We start from the raw sequence: 17,194 nt of genomic DNA on the forward strand, positions 1-17,194 counted from the left end.
AACTAGCCACATCTAAATTTAATTGGCGTATTAAATGTCGATTCATTATCAACAAGCTAGGCTAAGCAAAGATCCGCGTTTTGATGGACGATTTTTTACTGCGGTAAAAACCACCCAAATCTTTTGCCGTTCAATTTGCCCGGCCAATCCGCCATTAGAAAAAAATGTAGAATATTTTGAATTAGCGCAACAGGCTATGGCCGCCGGGTATCGCCCCTGCTTACGCTGTCGTCCAGACAGTGCCCCCCACTCTTTTGCCTGGCAAGGTGTTGATACCACAGTGCAAAGAGGTATGCGTTTATTAAGTGAAAACAAAAGCAGCGCAGTTCAAGCAATAGCCGTTAAGTTAGGCATATCAGAAAGATACTTTAGGCAGTTATTCCAGCAAAAATTAGGCTTAAGCCCAAAACAATATCAATTGTTTGATAAAGTGCTTTTTGCTAAAAAACTATTGCATCAAAGTTCACTAAAAATTGAAGACATCGCCCAAGCCAGTGGCTTTGGCAGCGCCAGACGGTTACAACAAAATTTTAAAAAGGTAACAGGATTGACCCCCAATCAAATTCGCCAAGGTAAAGCCCAGCAACAAAATATGCAGTTTAAACTGGCCTTTAACCCGCCTTATCATTGGCAGCACTTACATAGCTTTTTTTCAGTTAGGGCAATAGCAGGCATTGAAGATGTGAGCGGCAATGCCTACGCACGCACTTTTCAGCTAAATAATGCCAAAGGCTGGTTTAAAATTGAGCCACAAAAAAATAAAGATTATTTGCTTCTTACTCTTAAATTAGACGAGATTGCTGTTCTAAACCAAGTCATAACCAATATCGAAAGGGTGTTTGATCTGAATGCCGATATACATGGCATTCAAACACAGTTAGGAAAGGCCGGCCTTGCAAGTGAGCATTTACTTCAAGGGTTACGTTTGCCCGGCGTATGGGATACTTTTGAAGCAGGTTGTCGAGCCATACTAGGTCAACAAATATCGGTTAAAGCTGCTATCAAGCTAGTTACTTTACTGGTCCATAACTTAGGCGAGAAACAAGCTGAAGCTTGGTATTTCCCTACCCATGAAGCCATTGCCAATAGTGATCTAAGCTTTTTATCTATTCCACAAAGCCGTAAACAATCGCTGATCAACTTTGCTCAAAGTCAGAGTGAACAGACAACTCCAGAACAATGGCTAAGCATAAAAGGCATTGGCCCATGGACAGTCGCCTATGCCAAAATGCGTGGGCAGTCAGACCCAGACATATGGTTAAATACCGATTTAGTCATTAAAAAACAATTAGCTAAGCATCAAATCGATAGCGACCTAGCTCGCCCTTGGCGGAGTTATCTTACTTTTCAACTATGGAGCATGGCATGACCACAATCAATCAGGCCATTGAGTATATGCAGTGCCAATTTGGCCAGTTAGAAATTTGCGCAGACAATCTAGGCATTTATGCCATTCGTTTTGTCAAACAAGCTACTCAACCAACTCTGCCTAATCAACATACCCAGTTAGCCAAAACTCAGCTAAAGGAATATTTTAGCGGTGATAGAAGCCAATTTGATTTAGCCTTAAATCCTCAAGGCACCAAATTTCAGCATCAAGTTTGGGAGCAATTATGTAATATCCCTTTTGCCCAAACCTGTAGTTATGCAGACATTGCCAAACAAATTAATAACCCTAAAGCAGTACGTGCAGTAGGCGCAGCAAATGGACGTAATCCTATTACCATAGTCGTGCCTTGCCACCGCGTGATTGGCAGCAATGGCAAGTTGACTGGCTATGCTTGGGGAACACAAATAAAAGCTGGGTTACTGGCATTAGAACAATCAAACACTAAGTGAATATATGCCAATTAAATACTTTTTCGAACTGGTCATTTTGTCCGCTCTTTGGGGCGCGTCATTTTTATTTATGCGCACCACCACAGGCGAATTTGGGCCTGTTATGCTCATTACTTTGCGCACAGGTATTGCAGCATTAGCCTTGTTACCCTTTTTTATCTACGCCAAATTAATGCCTCAAGTGTTAACTCATTGGCGAGCAATATTTTTTGTGGGCTTAACCAACACCGCTATTCCGTTTTGTTTACTTAGCTACAGTGCTTTTTCGTTAGGCGCCGGCTATGCCTCTATTTTAAATGCCACTGCCCCCATGTTTGGTGCCATAGTGGGATACTTTTGGCTAAAAGATAATCTGCCGCATATTGGTATTTTTGGTTTAATAATCGGCTTTATAGGGGTAGTGGTTTTAAGCCTAGCTAAAAACAGCGGCACCATAGAGGCGGTCAATGCTTGGCTGCCCATAGTGGCAGCTTTATGTGCCACCTTTTTGTATGGCTTAGCCGCCTGTTATACCAAAAAATATTTAAAAGGGGTCAACGCCTTGGCTATAGCTACAGGCAGCCAGGTATTTTCGGTGCTGAGTTTATTTCCATTAAGTTTATTCTTTTGGCCGCAATCTAACCCTAGTTTAGAAAGTTGGGGGCAAGTGCTAGTTTTAGGTTTATTGTGCACAGCTGTAGCCTACATTTTGTATTTTAGGCTAATTGCCAATATAGGCGCTGAAAAAGCCATCACTGTGGCTTATTTGATCCCAGTATTTGGGGTGTTATGGGGAATAGTGTTTTTACAAGAAAGTTTAACTGTATTGATGTGGCTTGGCGCCAGCTTTATTTTGCTAGGGGTAGCCTTAACCACTGGCCTGATTAAATCCAAAAGGTGGCAAAAGTCAGTGGTTTAAGGGCTATCAATCTGACTCAATTAATTGCATTTTAACTAAATTGCGACCATCGCGTTTGGCCGCAAATAAAGCGTCATCTGCGGCAGCCATAACCTCAGACATAGTGCGCGGGGTAGCAGTAAAAGACACCCCAAAACTTGCAGTAATTTGAATTGAAATAGTGCCTGTGGTGATAGTCATAGCCGACACTTTAGTGCACAACTCTTGGCATATCTCTACCGCTTCGTGGGGGCCTGTATTAGGCAATAACAATAAAAACTCTTCGCCTCCCCAGCGACCTAAAATATCATCTGGGCGAATATGGCTTTGCAACATGTTAGCCACTTGCCTAAGCACTATGTCACCGGCTTTGCGCCCATGGGTTTCGTTTATGGCTTTAAAGTTATCAAGGTCGATTAACACTAGGCTTACAGAGTGCTTTTCGTACATCAGCTCTTCAAATTTAAGCGAAATATTATTGCGGTTTGCTAACTCTGTGAGTATGTCTATTTCCTTCACTTTTTGAATGTCTTTTTTGAAGTAATACAACAAGTTATAAATCAATAAAAACAGCCCAAAAATCACCACTAACAAGGTGACTATACTAATGATAAAGGCACGGCTAATTTCGGTTTGGCGTAAGTGCAAGGGGGTAATGATGTATAGGGTCCAGTCAAATGGCTGAATATTCAATTCAGCGATCAGCGCTTCTTGACCATTTACCTGTAATAATAGGTTGTTTAACGAAGCCGCCTGTTGTTCTTCGCTTAAGGCTTGAAACCAAGCTAGGTCGGCTAAATTTTTAAAGGTCACACCTTGAATTAATAACTCAGGATCAGAGGTTAAGGTAATGTCTTTATTTTGATCAACAAAAATAAAATCGTAACCATAGGTCTTTTTATATTCGCTAAATACTTCAGTAAACTCTTGCAGACTTTTGCCTACCCCAAACACCCCTAAAAATTGGCCTTGTTGGTCGTAAATTTTTAAATCTATATAAAACTGAGGGTTTTGCCACTGTCCAATATCTGCCATGGCCGTTGTGTCTTGGGCTTTATACCTAAAATACCAATCAACCTTTCCTTCGATTAGTTCAAGACTTTTACCGGTTGAATCGTATTGAATTCGACTTAATTCGCTGGCGATAAAAAAATTGAGAGAAAACTCGCGGTTAAGCCGCTTTAACATGCTAAAGATTTGCGTTTCGTTATTGTGCGGCGCACGCATTAAATCGATTAATTCTTGAGATTTAGCTAGGGTTTGCGAAATATGCAAAGGTTGCATGAGTTGTTCAACCACCAACTTATGCGCAGGTGAATAAGATTCTTGTTGAGCTCGGCTTTGTTCGGCCACCATTTTAGACACACTGAAATGTACTAAAGTGACGATTGACACCACAACTACAGTAAACAGAATTAAAATACTTCTATGTAATGTACGAAAAATATTCACTGGCTGCCCTGCTCTTAATTTTGTTTATTTACTGAAAAATCACTAACTAACAAATATTTATCCCTCTTCATCATAACCAAGAATTCGTGAATCGCGTAATCTATGATAAGTTTATTTTTTATTCTAAGGGTAAAATACAGTAAATTTTCACTATTAGAACCGCTATTCTAGTATTTTATATAACAAACAATAGGCCAGTGATGCTGACGCTAGATCACAAAAAACCTAGAATATCGCAAACCTGTAAACTCATTTTTTAAGGACTCACTCCATGCCATTTTCCGTCGTCATTCTTGCTGCAGGCAAAGGAACTCGAATGAAATCAGCTTTGCCAAAAGTATTGCACCCCATAGGTGGCAAACCTATGGTGCAACACATAATTGACACAGTGAATACCTTAGGCGCTAACAATATTCACCTTGTTTATGGCCATGGACGCGAACAATTACAACAAAGCCTTAAACAAAACAGCTTGTCTTGGTGTCTACAAGATCAACAATTAGGTACTGGCCATGCAGTGCAACAAGCCGCCCCGCATATTCAAGACGATGAAGATGTATTAATTTTAGTGGGAGACGCCCCGCTTATTAAGCCTGCTACTTTGCAGCAATTAATTAGCGTAAAACAACAAGCCGATTTAGCTTTACTAACGGTTGAACTAGAAGACCCAACTGGCTTGGGCCGTATTATCCGCCAAGGCGAGCAAGTTGTGGCCATAGTTGAGCACAAAGATGCCAGCGAAGAACAAAGACGCATTAAAGAAATTAACACCGGCATGATGATGATGGGCGGCAAAGATTTAAAGCGCTGGTTATCAGCCCTGAATAACAACAATGCCCAAGGCGAATTTTATTTAACCGATGTAATCGAAATGGCCGCCAAAGAAGGTAAAACCATTCAAGCTGCCCAGCCTGCTACCCCCATTGAAGTAGAAGGCATAAATAATCGCATTCAGTTGGCGGCTATTGAACGCGCCTACCAATTAGAGCAAGCCCAAGAATTAATGACCCAAGGGGTAGCTTTGTTAGATCCCGCGCGCTTTGACCTAAGAGGCGAAGTAACAGTAGGTCAAGATACCAGCATAGATGTAAATGTGGTGATCCAAGGCAAGGTTAAAATTGGTTCGAATGTGAGCATAGGGGCAAATTGCATATTAATTGACTGTAGCATTGCTGATAATGCCACTATTCATGCTAACTCTATTATTGAGCAAGCCATAGTAGGCGAACATTGCAACGTAGGGCCTTTTGCTAGACTGCGCCCTGGCAGCGAATTAAAAGAACAAGCCAGAGTGGGCAACTTTGTAGAAATGAAAAAAACCACCTTAGGTAAAGGCTCTAAAGCTAACCACCTAACCTATTTAGGCGACACCGAAGTAGGCGAAGGGGCCAATATTGGTGCCGGCACTATTACCTGTAACTACGATGGGGTGAATAAGTTTAAAACTGTTATAGGCGATGGCGCCTTTATTGGCTCAAACAGTGCTTTAGTTGCCCCAGCTAAAATAGGGGTAAACGCCACTGTGGGTGCAGGCTCTGTGGTTACCAAAGATGTAGAAGATCACGAATTGGCCATAGCCCGCGGCAGACAAAAGAACCTAAGCAACTGGCAACGCCCAGAAAAAAAGTAATTTTTTAATGCTAAAGGGTGCATAGATTAGCTATGCACCCTACCACCAGCTCATATAAGTTTAGTTATTCATACACCTAAATTACATTTCATAACATAAAAACTTGAATTTCTTTCGTTTCGAAATTAATATCCAGCCATGCAAAAACGTAACACTCAACATCGGCGCCGTGCCATTATCGAAAGACTCAACCAAACAGGTGAAGTGTCGGTAGATGATTTGGCTAAACGCTTTGAAACCTCTGAAGTCACTATACGTAAAGACTTAGCAGAGTTAGAAAACAATGGTTTGCTGCTTAGAAAGTTTGGTGGCGCCATATTGTTGCCTGTGAGTGCGTCTGAATTATCTAGCGAAAAAGTTTCGATTCGAAAGAAATCTATTGCAGCTACCGCCTCTTCGTTAATAAAAGATCACAACCGCATCATAATAGACAGCGGCAGCACTACCTCAGCCTTGTTAGACGAATTAAAAAACAAAACCGGCTTATTGGTAATGACCAACTCATTGCAAGTGGCTAACTTTTTACTTGAACAAGAAAACCAGCATAGAGTGCTAATGACAGGCGGCGCTTGGGATACCCAATCTCATTCGTTTCAGGGCAAAATGGCCGAATTAGTGTTAAAAGAATACAACTTTGACCAAGCCTTTATTGGCGCAGCGGGCTTAGATCCGCAAAAAGGCACCACTACCTTTAACGAATTAACTCAATTAAGCCAAGTCATGGCCCAAGTGTCGAACCAAGTGGTGATTATGGCTGAGTCAGAAAAATTTCAACGAAAAATACCAAATGTAGAGTTGCCATGGAGCGCGATATCGGTTTTAGTAACAGACGATCAGATTCCAAACAACGTAAAACAACAAATTGAACAACAGGGTGTAGAGGTTCTCTGCGCGCCATTAGCATAAGTGAGAGCATAATATGTGTGGGATAGTTGGGGCAATTGCCGAACGTAATGTAGTAGAAATCTTATTAGAAGGACTTAAACGCCTAGAATATCGTGGATACGATTCAGCAGGCGTGGCATTAGTCGATAACCAAGGCAATCTCACCCGCACTCGCCGTATTGGCAAAGTTAAAGAACTTGCCGACGCTTTGCATGCCAACCCAGTTAAAGGTTCAACTGGTATTGCTCATACGCGCTGGGCAACCCATGGCGGCGTTACCGAAGCCAATGCGCACCCACATTTTTCAACCGAAAGAATTGCAGTTGTGCACAATGGCATAATTGAAAACTATCAAGCCTTACGCGAATCTCTTGCTCAAAAAGGTTACGGCTTTACCTCAGACACAGACACCGAAACCATAGCGCACCAAGTTCACTTAGAGCTCGACGCCTGTGGCGACTTATTACAAGCCGTTAAAAATGCCGTGGCTAAATTTCATGGCGCTTACGGCACTGTCATACTCGACAAAGAAGACCCAAATCGCATGATAGTGGCGCGCTCGGGCAGCCCACTGGTTATAGGTTTAGGCATAGGCGAAAACTTTATTGCCTCAGACCAAATGGCATTATTACCTGTTACCCGCCGCTTTATGTTTTTAGAAGAAGGGGATGTAGCCGAAATCACCCGCACCTCTATAACTATTTACGACCTTAACGGCAACAAAGTTGAGCGCGAAATAATAGACTCAGAAGTAGAGCACGATGCGGGCGACAAAGCTGGGTATCGCCACTACATGTTAAAAGAAATTCACGAGCAACCTGCGGTTATTCGCAATACCCTGCAAGGTCGCTTGGGCGAAACTGGCATCAGTGCCAATATTTTTGGGCAAGATGCCGACAAAATTCTAGCCGACATTAAGCATATTCAAATTATTGCCTGTGGTACCAGTTATCACTCAGGCATGACCGCACGTTACTGGTTAGAGCAATATGCCAATGTATCTTGTAATGTAGAAATTGCCTCTGAGTTTAGATACCGCAAGTCTTATGTTCACCCAAACAGCCTAATAGTCACTATTTCGCAATCTGGTGAAACCGCCGACACCTTAGCCGCCTTACGATTAGCCAAACAACAAGGTTATGCTGCCAGCTTAACCATTTGTAATGTGCCTGGCTCGTCTTTGGTACGCGAATCTGATCTAGCCTTTATGACCTTAGCTGGAGCCGAAATTGGGGTAGCCTCAACCAAAGCCTTTACTACTCAGCTAACCGGCTTTTTAATGCTGACCCTAGCCTTAGGTCAACATAACAACATGAGCCAAAGCGACCACGACGACATAGTTAGCGCGCTACACAGCTTACCTGCCAAGTTAGAAGAAACCCTTAACCTAACCGCAGGCATTAAAGACTTAGCCGAAGAGTTTGCCGATAAACAGCACAGCTTATTTTTAGGCCGAGGCGACCAATACCCCATAGCAATGGAAGGCGCCTTAAAACTAAAAGAAATCTCCTACATTCACGCCGAAGCCTACGCCTCGGGCGAACTTAAACACGGCCCACTAGCGCTAATCGACGACGAAATGCCAGTAATAGTAGTGGCACCAAACAACGAATTATTAGAAAAACTTAAATCAAACGTAGAAGAAGTACGCGCCCGTGGCGGCATTATGTACGTGTTTGCCGACAAACAAGCCAACTTTAAAGGCGACGACACTATGCGAGTGATCAACGTACCCCACTGCCAAGCACCAGTTGCCCCTATTGTTTACACCTTACCGCTGCAATTATTGTCATACTATGTGGCCGTAATAAAAGGCACAGATGTAGACCAGCCACGTAACTTGGCAAAAAGTGTAACTGTTGAATAAAGATAGTGATGGAAAGTGGTTAGGTGCCCCAGTAAATTAGGTTTACTGAGAAACCAACCACTAATCCTTTAGGTTTATACCCCGTTATCCGTCAGTCGCCATTCGTCATTCTCGCGAAGGCGAGAACCTACTGCAAACAGCTGAGAAATCACATTAGACAATGTCAATGCTGTTGTTTTTTAAAGCACGCTTCGCGCCATCGTCCCTGATGTTTTTCACACAGAATCCCGCGCGGCGGCCGCCTTCTGTGCGACTCACTTCTTTTCAACAGCCAAAAGAAGTAAGCAAGAAAGGCCGCTCGCCGCTTAAAGTTTTTAACCGCAAAAAATAGCTTATTTTAAGGTCGCGAAATATCGTTCCATTCGGATTTCGCTCAAATGGCGTCCTTGCCATTTGCCCTTAAAATAAGCTATTTTTTGCTGAAACTTTAAAGGCGGGAAAGAAGTGGCGGAGCCACTAAAAACAAGCGGATATCGGCAAAGCCGATGCTCTTTTTGACTACATTAAAGGTTTTGAATTAATCACCTTTCTACTGTAGAACCAAAAACAACTGCTCTTAAAAACTTTACACCAATCCAATTTTTTCTTTGCTGGACGAATACGGATATTAAATTACCCTTTCCAAATCATTAAGTTTATGAAATGCTGTAAAAAAAATTATCGGAATTTCGATCTGAGTATAAACGCACTGTTTGTATTTTACCCGACTTCCGCGTAATAAACTGTTAGCCAACCAAGGAGAATTCAGTGCCAGCCGAACTAGATGAAGCACATTTTCAACATGTAACAGAACACTTTGAAAAGTGTGGTGATTGGTCAAAAGAACGAAATCATTTTTTTGAATGGATGTGCGCTGCTGAGTTTCATTGGTTCTTCGTACAAGGCTTAGATGCAATTAAATCTGGTTTTTATGTTCCTGGAATATCTTCGTTATTAAATGGCTTTGAAGCCAGCTTAAGAGTAACTATTTCACAAGTAAGTACTGAGGGGACAGCACCGCCAGAGCTATCGCCATATAAAGTATTAAGTAATAACTTAATTAAACAAGCACATGAACTTGGTATTCCAGTTGGCTTTTTGGCTTTACCAAGTGAATCTGGCTTTATGGAAAAACTTGATAGTGTAAAACCCAATAGAGTTGATGTTGAATTAGTACGTTTACGCAATAATATTTGTCACGGCAATATTTTAGAGTTTATAAATACGGATCTTGGTCCTGAGAATTCTTTTTTCACACCAGAGTGCATGAGAGAGTTAGCCGAAAATTTATTAGTAGTTGCTTACGCTTGGGCGCAAGAACTTGGTAAATTTAGACGAAGTGATGGTCTATTACATCATGATAACCTAAAAACTCCGACGCAAATGGATGGCTAACAAGTCATTCCAAAGGACAAAAAACAGTTGGTTTTTGCTCCTTCGTCGCTAATTTTAACCAACTATTTTTTACCTCTGAATGAGGCGTTAGCTTACATGGAAAGATATGTACGAATTCGATCAAAAACCAGCAACACACTTTAGTGATGACGCTGAAAAATCTCTTAAAGCTATTCGAGAATCAGAGTACGCAGTGTTGGTTGGACGTAATAACTGTGGTAAGTCCTTCCTACTCAAAACGTTGACACAAAGATGGGGGAAAAATGCTTCTTATCTTGGGCCTGCTCGCTATCACAACTTCCATGTACTTGGTCACTACACTCCTAATAGGAATAAAAAGGATGACAAGTGGCGGAATTTCATAAATCAATGGAATCAACAACAACAGAATATTGATAACTCTCCGATCAATCTTCAGCAAGCAATCGCTGAACTAACAGATAAAAAACGTGAAACGCTTTCGGAGATTATAGAGTTACTTCTCGGTAGTAAATTAGAAATTAGATACACCGTTCCTGATAATGATATGTCCCAAAAATTTATATCAGTTGAAGGGCATAACATATCTTATACAAGCTCAGGGTTTCGACTGATAACTACATTAGTTACAAGTCTTTTAGACGATGACTATGATACCTATTTGATTGACGAACCCGAGCTAGGGATAAGTCCTGAGGCACAGGGTGTGTTAGCTGATTTTTTATTTGATAAAGAGCACAGAAAAAATTACTTTCCACATATCAAGACATTAGTTTTAGCCACGCATTCGACGGTATTTCTTGATAGAAAGCGTATAAGTAATAACTACACTATTGAAAAAGCAGGTGATGAAATTTCTGTTGGCAAGGTGGCTACGCAGCAAGAATTTAACAAAATTCATTTCTTTCTCCTCGGAAATAGATTCGAAACTCTCTATCTCCCTTCTCTAATTGTTTTGGTCGAAGGAAAATCAGATCATGCATTTATTAGAGAAATTCTCACAAAAAAATATCCTAATGTTCAATTTAGTGTAGTAAGTGCAAATTCTGATAGCAGAATCAAAGAGGTACTTAACACTGCCAAAAATCTATTGACGGATATTCAAAAAAGTCCATATCGAGATCGGATAGTCGTTGTACTTGATTCTGTGCATGGATCCGGACTTCGCGGGACTCTTGAAGCTATGGGTGTATTGCCACAAAATATCGTTATCTGGAGCAAAAACGGAATCGAGTATTTTTATCCAGAATCAATAATGGCTAAGATTTTTGGTGAAGGAGGAGAATTATTAATTTCTGGAGATGATATAGCCAGGAATGGTATCTCCTACAAAAAAGCTGAGTTAGCAGATAAGGTGTGTAAACTTATCACAGCAGATACTCCCATGGATGGTGAGTTTTCCGAGAAGTTTATGGCCATAGTTGATGGGCATGTCAGCTAACCAAAGCATTTTATTACCCATTGCAGGTTTTTCTGATATGTAAATACTTGAGTAGGTTACAACAAAACCCAAATAACAGGCTATTCAATACAAGACTGGTTAGCATAACTCGAACAATCCAATCATCAGCAAGTACTTACTCATATAAAATTACACTAACAAAAAGCGCAGTTGTGCTAGCAAACAGGTGTATATTTGTTGCAAATAAGCCGTGTGAGTTTAAGGGCCTGAGTTTATGAACATTCTGATTTTATCTAACAAGGATTTAGCCAGTAATTATGCGTTGAATTTATTGGTGCCCCAACTGGCAGAGCAACACCAGTTGCATCTTTGGTTATCGGCTAAGGTGGGGGGTAAAAAGGCTTTAGCTGCGCCTTTGTCGCGCTTGAAGTTTTTCGAACAAAATATGTTTAACCAATTACTTAGTCCTTTGTTGTCGAATACCCCACAAGCTAAGTTTACTGGCTTTGAAGGTTTACAGGGTTATTTAAGCTCAACACTGTTAGAAGAAAACGCCATTAATTCGCCCGAAGCCATGGCGCGTTTAGAAAACATCGCCCCAGATCTTATTATTTGTATTCGGTTTGGCGGCATTTTAAAACAGCCTTGTATTGATATTCCGCCACTTGGGGTACTTAATTTACATTCGGGCATTTTGCCTGATTACCGTGGGGTAATGGCAACATTTTGGGCCTTGTTAAATGGCGAAAAACAAATTGGCACCACTTTACATACTATTGATGATGCCAGTATAGATACGGGCAAAGTCGTAAAAATTTCGCGCATGAAGGTTAGCCCAAATCAGTCGTATTTATGCCATGTGTTAGCCTTGTATAACCAAGGAGTACAAGACTTAATAGATGCTGTTTGTACCCTTAATGCTAACCAAGCTCTACCATTAAACACCCAACCAAAAACCGACAAGTATTATAGTTTTCCTAACGAACAAGACTTAGCTAAGTTTGCACAAAACGGCCTAAGCTTAGTGGATGAGTCGGCCTATTTGGCCTTTTTAGTACAACATTATGGGTTAGTGGAGTCAGGCTAACCTAACTGCTTCTTTTAGTATTTGCGCAATAAGCGGCGGGTTATTCATCGGATTTAATCATCGACTTAACCCATACCCTAGATAAGTTTTACAAACCAATAGATACTGCTAAGTAACACCACCTCATAAGAGTAAAAATTATGCTTAAATGTTTTGTTGGTTTTACCCTAGTTTTATTATTGGTTTTGAATACGGCAGCGGCCAAAGAGCCAGCAGTAGCTTGGGATAAACTCTATGGTTTGGGGCAGGTAGAATATTTTACCCTTAGCAAAACCAAAGCTGATGATACTAAGCAGCTATACCATATGTTTGTGCGTGTACCAGTGCAGCATGCTAATAGCCCTAAGTCTTACCCTACTCTGTATTTACTCGACGGTGGCACCAACTTTCCACTTTTTTCGGCTTATTACCAATATTTAGCCTTTGCTCAAGATGTGCCCGAAATGATCATTGTGGGTATAAGTTATGGTAGTCAGGTGGTTTCTCATGGTAATAACCGCAGCACCGACTTTACCGCGCCCAGTGAGCTAAAACCTAGTTGGGGCGGTGCAAAAGCCTTTGATGAATTTTTTACTGATCAGATTATGCCAGCTGTTCAGTCTCGTTATGCGGTTGATCAATCTAAACAGGTTTTATTTGGGCAATCACTGGGCGGGCAATTTGCCTTATACACCAGCATGTATGGCAGCGCGCCGTTTTATGCGGTCATAGCCAGTAATCCTGCCATTCATCGTAACCTAGACTTTTTTAAACAGCCTTTAGCCCCTCGAACACAGCGCCCTCTTGCTTATATCAGCAGTGCTGAATTTGACGCCCCTATATTTCGCCAACCTACTTTAGATTGGCAAAGCTATTGGCAAGACAAAGCCCCCGAATGGCCAAGACAATTTGTGCACCTGGCTAAACATAATCATTTGTCGGCAAATCCAGAGGTGTTCAGAGATGGGTTAATTTGGGTGTTTAAACAAAACTAAGGTGCTTCATCTTGCCCTATACAACTTTAGTCTAAGTGTTGTTTTAGCTAAATTGCTGTAGCGTTGAGCTAACTTTATATTAAGTGCCTTTAGGTTAGGCCAAGCATACCAGGTAGCTGATTAGTTTAATGCTTTACTCTGTTAGTAAATTCATCACTGTATTAACTGTACTATTAACCAGTATGGCCGTGATATTTGTGCAAGCCCAAAATAGCAAAGCTTACTTATTTGCAGTCAATGCCCCGGGTTTTGTTCCTTATTTGTACTTTGATTATGCTAACCAAACTTACGTAGGCCTGATCCCCGACTTTTTTGCCGATAGTGCTCAACAATCTGAGTTTAAGGTCAATTTTGTTGACTCTAATCAATTGCGCAGCGAACAATTTGTGATAGATGGCAAATTAGATTTTTATCTGGCTCATAAGGGCTGGTTAATTAATCCAGATAAGCTCATTGCCACTCGCCCCTTAGTGCAACATTTAACTTATTTGTATAGCTTAAGCCCCTTTCCCGCAGATTTTTCGGTAGACAAGTTAAAAGATGCACGTATTTGCACCCAACAAAAGTTTGTTTATACCGGCTTAACGCAAGCCCTAGCAAGAGCTGATGTAAAACGTGTTGACTCAACCAGCATCCAAACTATTGGCTCAATGTTGGCTAAAGGCCGTTGTGATTATGCGGTTTTAAACAACTACAATGCCACTAAGGTGTTTTCAGATAACGAATTTTGCCACCTAGCTATTCATCAATCGCCACAAGCCACCAGCAAAATTGAGTTAGTGATAGTAATGCGCCCTGCCCTGGAAGAGGTTAAACAGCAATTAGACAAACACTTGTTAGCTTTTGAGCAAATTGGCGCAGCCCAGCAGTCGTTATTAGCTCACTCACCCAAACCTGAATTTCCTAAATTAGTGAGTTGTGACTAGCCTTTTTCGCCATAGAGGTTTGCGTTATTAAGGATTAAAAATAGCCACAAAAGGCGCGTGATCTGACTCGGGATATTTTACATCTGAGGCAAAGGGCAAACTTTCATCGTGTAAGCTTTCGTTAAATATCATGGCTTGAGTAAAGCTGTAATACATAGTTTGCGACACTAAAATATGATCTAACAAATTACCTTTACCATGGTGTAAATGACTAAAACGCATTGAGTCGGCTATGGCCAAACTGCAAGGCAATAATACTTGGCCGCGCAATTCTGGGTTGCCGGTATTTTCTACTCTGCCACATATTGCTTCTATGGGTACTTCGCCAGGGGCTGCATTAAAGTCGCCACATACTACTATTTTGGCCTGAGGATCTAGGGCAAATAGGCTATCAACTAACATTCTGGTTTCTAATGCTTGGCCAACCCGTTTTATCGAAGATAAAAAGTAACCTTCTGCCCAACCCGCTGCGCTTTTCCATGTGTAGTGGTTGTGTTTTTGGCCGTTAACATTTGAGGCAATGCGCGATTTTAAATGCACATTAATTAGGTGCACTAAACCTAAGTTAGGCACGTTAATCTCTACATGCAAAATGGGTCTTTCCCAACTAATGTCTTTGCTCTGTTCTTCGGGCTCTGCGGTTATTTTGCGGTACTCGGGCTTACCTAATAAATCGTGTTTTTTTTGATGAACAGCTTGAATGGGCCACTTAGATAACACCACTAGGTTACGTTTATCGTATGCTTCGCCATCAGATGTGACTGTATGGGCAACATGATAATGCGCATAAGGCGTGTCTATTATTAAGGTTTCGAGGGCACTTAACTCTCGTTTGGGATCACTAGACGTATGACCTTCTAACTCTTGGCCATGCACTTCTTGCAAACATAAAATATCGGCATTCATTCGGTTTATCATGCCTCTAAGCACCGGAATACGCTGAGCTAAAGAAGGGGTTGAGCGGCTACTTTTATCGTCGAGGTTTTCAACATTGTAGGTGGCTATGGTTAACATAACAGAAGCTCTTTAGTTAATAAGATAAATTAACCATAGAACAAATAAGCAAAATACAAATGAAATATCAGGCAGATAACACCAATTACGGCAATGCCTTGGATTTTATTGTTAACTAAAGCTGTGATGCCCTTAGCCTAAAAGTGCAAAGGGCATAAATTAATTAGTGAGCGCTTGCTTTGCCAGCGCCCGATGGATAACGTATATCTTCTACCATTTGTTGAATATCTTGTGGCGCATCTTGGGTAAACTTAAACACCAACATAGCCACCAAAAAGTTCACACACATGCCAAGCGTGCCTATACCCTCGGGCGAAATACCAAACCACCAATTTTCTGCCACATTCGCTTGTGGCTGAATAAATTTAAAATACAAAATATAACTGGCGGTAAAGCCTATTCCTGCCAACATGCCAGCTATGGCTCCTTGGCTATTCATGCGTTTATAAAATATGCCCATAATAATGGCGGGGAAAAACGACGAGGCAGCTAAGCCAAAGGCAAAAGCCACCACTTGCGCCACAAAACCGGGCGGATTAATCCCAAACCAACCCGCCACACAAATGGCCAGTGCCGCGGCTAATCGGGCGTAAAAAAGCTCAGCGCGATCGGTAATATTTGGGGCTAAATTACGTTTTAATAAATCGTGAGAAACCGAAGTCGAAATCACCAATAACAAACCCGCCGAAGTAGACAACGCCGCCGCTACTCCGCCCGCTGCCACTAAAGCAATTACCCAAGCTGGCAGTTGCGCAATTTCTGGATTAGCTAACACCATAATATCGCGGTCGATTTGCATTTCGTTACGCTCGTCGCCCGAATAAAACATTTTTCCATCACCATTGTGATCTTGCCAACTAATCAGGCCTGTTTGTTGCCAATTGGTAATCCAGCTGGGAGCCTCGGCATAAGCTGTACCTGTAGCGGGTTGGCTTTGTGTACTTGGGCCATTGATGGTTTCGATCATATTCACTCTGGCAAAAGCCGCGATTGAAGGGGCTGTGGTGTATAGAATGGCAATAAATAACAATGCCCACCCTGCACTTTTGCGAGCATCGCGCACCTTAGGCACAGTGAAAAATCGAACAATTACATGGGGTAAGCCAGCCGTACCCACCATTAGGGCCGCGGTTATACAAAATACATCCAATACACTTTTACTGCCCGAGGTGTATTGAGTAAAGCCTAATTCGGCAGACAAACCATCGAGCTTTTCCAACAAATACATGCCCGAGCCATCCACTAAGGTGCCACCAAATCCAGTTTGTGGCAGTACATGGCCAGTGACCATAATTGAAATAAATACAGCAGGCACTAGATAAGCAAAAATCAGCACACAGTATTGCGCCACTTGGGTATAGGTAATGCCTTTCATGCCACCTAATACCGTGTAGAAAAACACAACTGCCATACCAATTAACACGCCAGAGGTAATATCAACTTCTAAAAAGCGGCTAAATACCACCCCAACACCACGCATTTGCCCAGCTACGTAAGTAAAACAAATAAAGATGGCGCAGAGCACAGCCACAGTGCGTGCGGTTTGAGAATAATAACGGTCGCCGATAAAGTCGGGTACGGTGAACTTACCAAATTTACGTAAGTAAGGTGCCAAACATAAAGCTAATAACACATAGCCCCCTGTCCAACCTAATAAATACACGGCACCGTCGTAGCCCATAAAAGAAATAAGCCCAGCCATTGAAATAAAAGATGCGGCCGACATCCAATCTGCTGCTGTTGCCATGCCATTGGCAATAGGGTTTACCCCGCCACCCGCAATATAAAAGTCTTGAGTGGAGCCAGCTTTGGCCCAAATGGCTATGCCTAGGTATAAAACAAAAGACGCACCAACAATTAAAAAGGTTAAGGTTTTAATATCCATTTA

The 17,194-nt window shown here is 41.7% G+C and carries 14 protein-coding genes; 11 read left to right on the forward strand and 3 right to left on the reverse strand.

The window, feature by feature from the left end; genetic code table 11:
- The first annotated feature begins 34 nt into the window (after positions 1 to 34).
- Genes ACVCDT_RS01145 through ACVCDT_RS01155 form a run of 3 tightly spaced genes read left to right on the forward strand, consistent with a single transcriptional unit; the run spans position 35 to position 2,737 of the window.
- Positions 35 to 1,369 carry an AlkA N-terminal domain-containing protein gene (locus tag ACVCDT_RS01145; protein ID WP_447130902.1) on the forward strand — a complete coding sequence of 445 codons (1,335 nt, stop codon included), beginning with the start codon at positions 35 to 37 and terminating at the stop codon, positions 1,367 to 1,369.
- Positions 1,366 to 1,839: a methylated-DNA--[protein]-cysteine S-methyltransferase gene (locus tag ACVCDT_RS01150; protein WP_447130903.1), complete on the forward strand. Its 474-nt coding sequence runs from the start codon at positions 1,366 to 1,368 to the stop codon at positions 1,837 to 1,839. Before ACVCDT_RS01145 ends, ACVCDT_RS01150 begins: the two co-directional genes overlap by 4 nt.
- A gap of 4 nt (positions 1,840 to 1,843) precedes the next feature.
- Positions 1,844 to 2,737 (forward strand): DMT family transporter, encoded by an 894-nt coding sequence (locus tag ACVCDT_RS01155; RefSeq protein WP_447130904.1) that lies wholly within the window; start codon positions 1,844 to 1,846, stop codon positions 2,735 to 2,737.
- 6 nt (positions 2,738 to 2,743) lie between these two features.
- On the opposite strand, the gene ACVCDT_RS01160 is transcribed toward ACVCDT_RS01155, so the two are convergent.
- Entirely contained in the window at positions 2,744 to 4,168 is a 1,425-nt protein-coding gene (locus tag ACVCDT_RS01160) for a sensor domain-containing diguanylate cyclase (protein ID WP_447130905.1), read from the reverse strand.
- A 271-nt stretch (positions 4,169 to 4,439) separates the two neighbouring features.
- Here ACVCDT_RS01160 and glmU point away from each other — a divergent pair, with 271 nt between their 5' ends.
- The 8 genes from glmU to ACVCDT_RS01200 all read left to right on the forward strand — a co-directional run bounded on the left by glmU (position 4,440) and on the right by ACVCDT_RS01200 (position 14,292).
- Positions 4,440 to 5,798: a bifunctional UDP-N-acetylglucosamine diphosphorylase/glucosamine-1-phosphate N-acetyltransferase GlmU gene (gene glmU, locus ACVCDT_RS01165; RefSeq protein ID WP_447130906.1), complete on the forward strand. Its 1,359-nt coding sequence runs from the start codon at positions 4,440 to 4,442 to the stop codon at positions 5,796 to 5,798.
- Positions 5,799 to 5,936: 138 nt separating this feature from the next.
- A complete protein-coding gene (locus ACVCDT_RS01170) occupies positions 5,937 to 6,704 on the forward strand; it encodes a DeoR/GlpR family DNA-binding transcription regulator (RefSeq protein WP_447130907.1) in 768 nt (255 codons plus the stop codon).
- A gap of 13 nt (positions 6,705 to 6,717) precedes the next feature.
- A complete protein-coding gene (gene glmS / locus ACVCDT_RS01175; RefSeq protein ID WP_447130908.1) occupies positions 6,718 to 8,550 on the forward strand; it encodes a glutamine--fructose-6-phosphate transaminase (isomerizing) in 1,833 nt (610 codons plus the stop codon).
- 747 nt (positions 8,551 to 9,297) lie between these two features.
- A complete protein-coding gene (locus ACVCDT_RS01180) occupies positions 9,298 to 9,924 on the forward strand; it encodes a hypothetical protein (protein WP_447130909.1) in 627 nt (208 codons plus the stop codon).
- Between the two features lie 106 nt (positions 9,925 to 10,030).
- Positions 10,031 to 11,344, forward strand: a complete 1,314-nt coding sequence (locus ACVCDT_RS01185; protein WP_447130910.1) for an ATP-dependent nuclease — start codon at positions 10,031 to 10,033, stop codon at positions 11,342 to 11,344.
- A gap of 235 nt (positions 11,345 to 11,579) precedes the next feature.
- Positions 11,580 to 12,392 carry a formyl transferase gene (locus tag ACVCDT_RS01190; protein WP_447130911.1) on the forward strand — a complete coding sequence of 271 codons (813 nt, stop codon included), beginning with the start codon at positions 11,580 to 11,582 and terminating at the stop codon, positions 12,390 to 12,392.
- Positions 12,393 to 12,532: 140 nt separating this feature from the next.
- On the forward strand, positions 12,533 to 13,366 hold the full coding sequence (locus tag ACVCDT_RS01195) for an alpha/beta hydrolase (protein WP_447130912.1): 834 nt from the start codon (positions 12,533 to 12,535) through the stop codon (positions 13,364 to 13,366).
- Between the two features lie 128 nt (positions 13,367 to 13,494).
- Positions 13,495 to 14,292, forward strand: coding sequence for a substrate-binding periplasmic protein (locus tag ACVCDT_RS01200; protein WP_447130913.1), 798 nt, complete (start codon positions 13,495 to 13,497; stop codon positions 14,290 to 14,292).
- Between the two features lie 27 nt (positions 14,293 to 14,319).
- Here ACVCDT_RS01200 and ACVCDT_RS01205 read toward each other — a convergent pair whose 3' ends face one another.
- Positions 14,320 to 15,306, reverse strand: a complete 987-nt coding sequence (locus tag ACVCDT_RS01205; RefSeq protein WP_447130914.1) for an endonuclease/exonuclease/phosphatase family protein — start codon at positions 15,304 to 15,306, stop codon at positions 14,320 to 14,322.
- Between the two features lie 163 nt (positions 15,307 to 15,469).
- Positions 15,470 to 17,191 (reverse strand): sodium:solute symporter family protein, encoded by a 1,722-nt coding sequence (locus ACVCDT_RS01210; protein WP_447130915.1) that lies wholly within the window; start codon positions 17,189 to 17,191, stop codon positions 15,470 to 15,472.
- Between the last annotated feature and the right edge of the window lie 3 nt (positions 17,192 to 17,194).

This window comes from Paraglaciecola aestuariivivens (assembly GCF_052983255.1).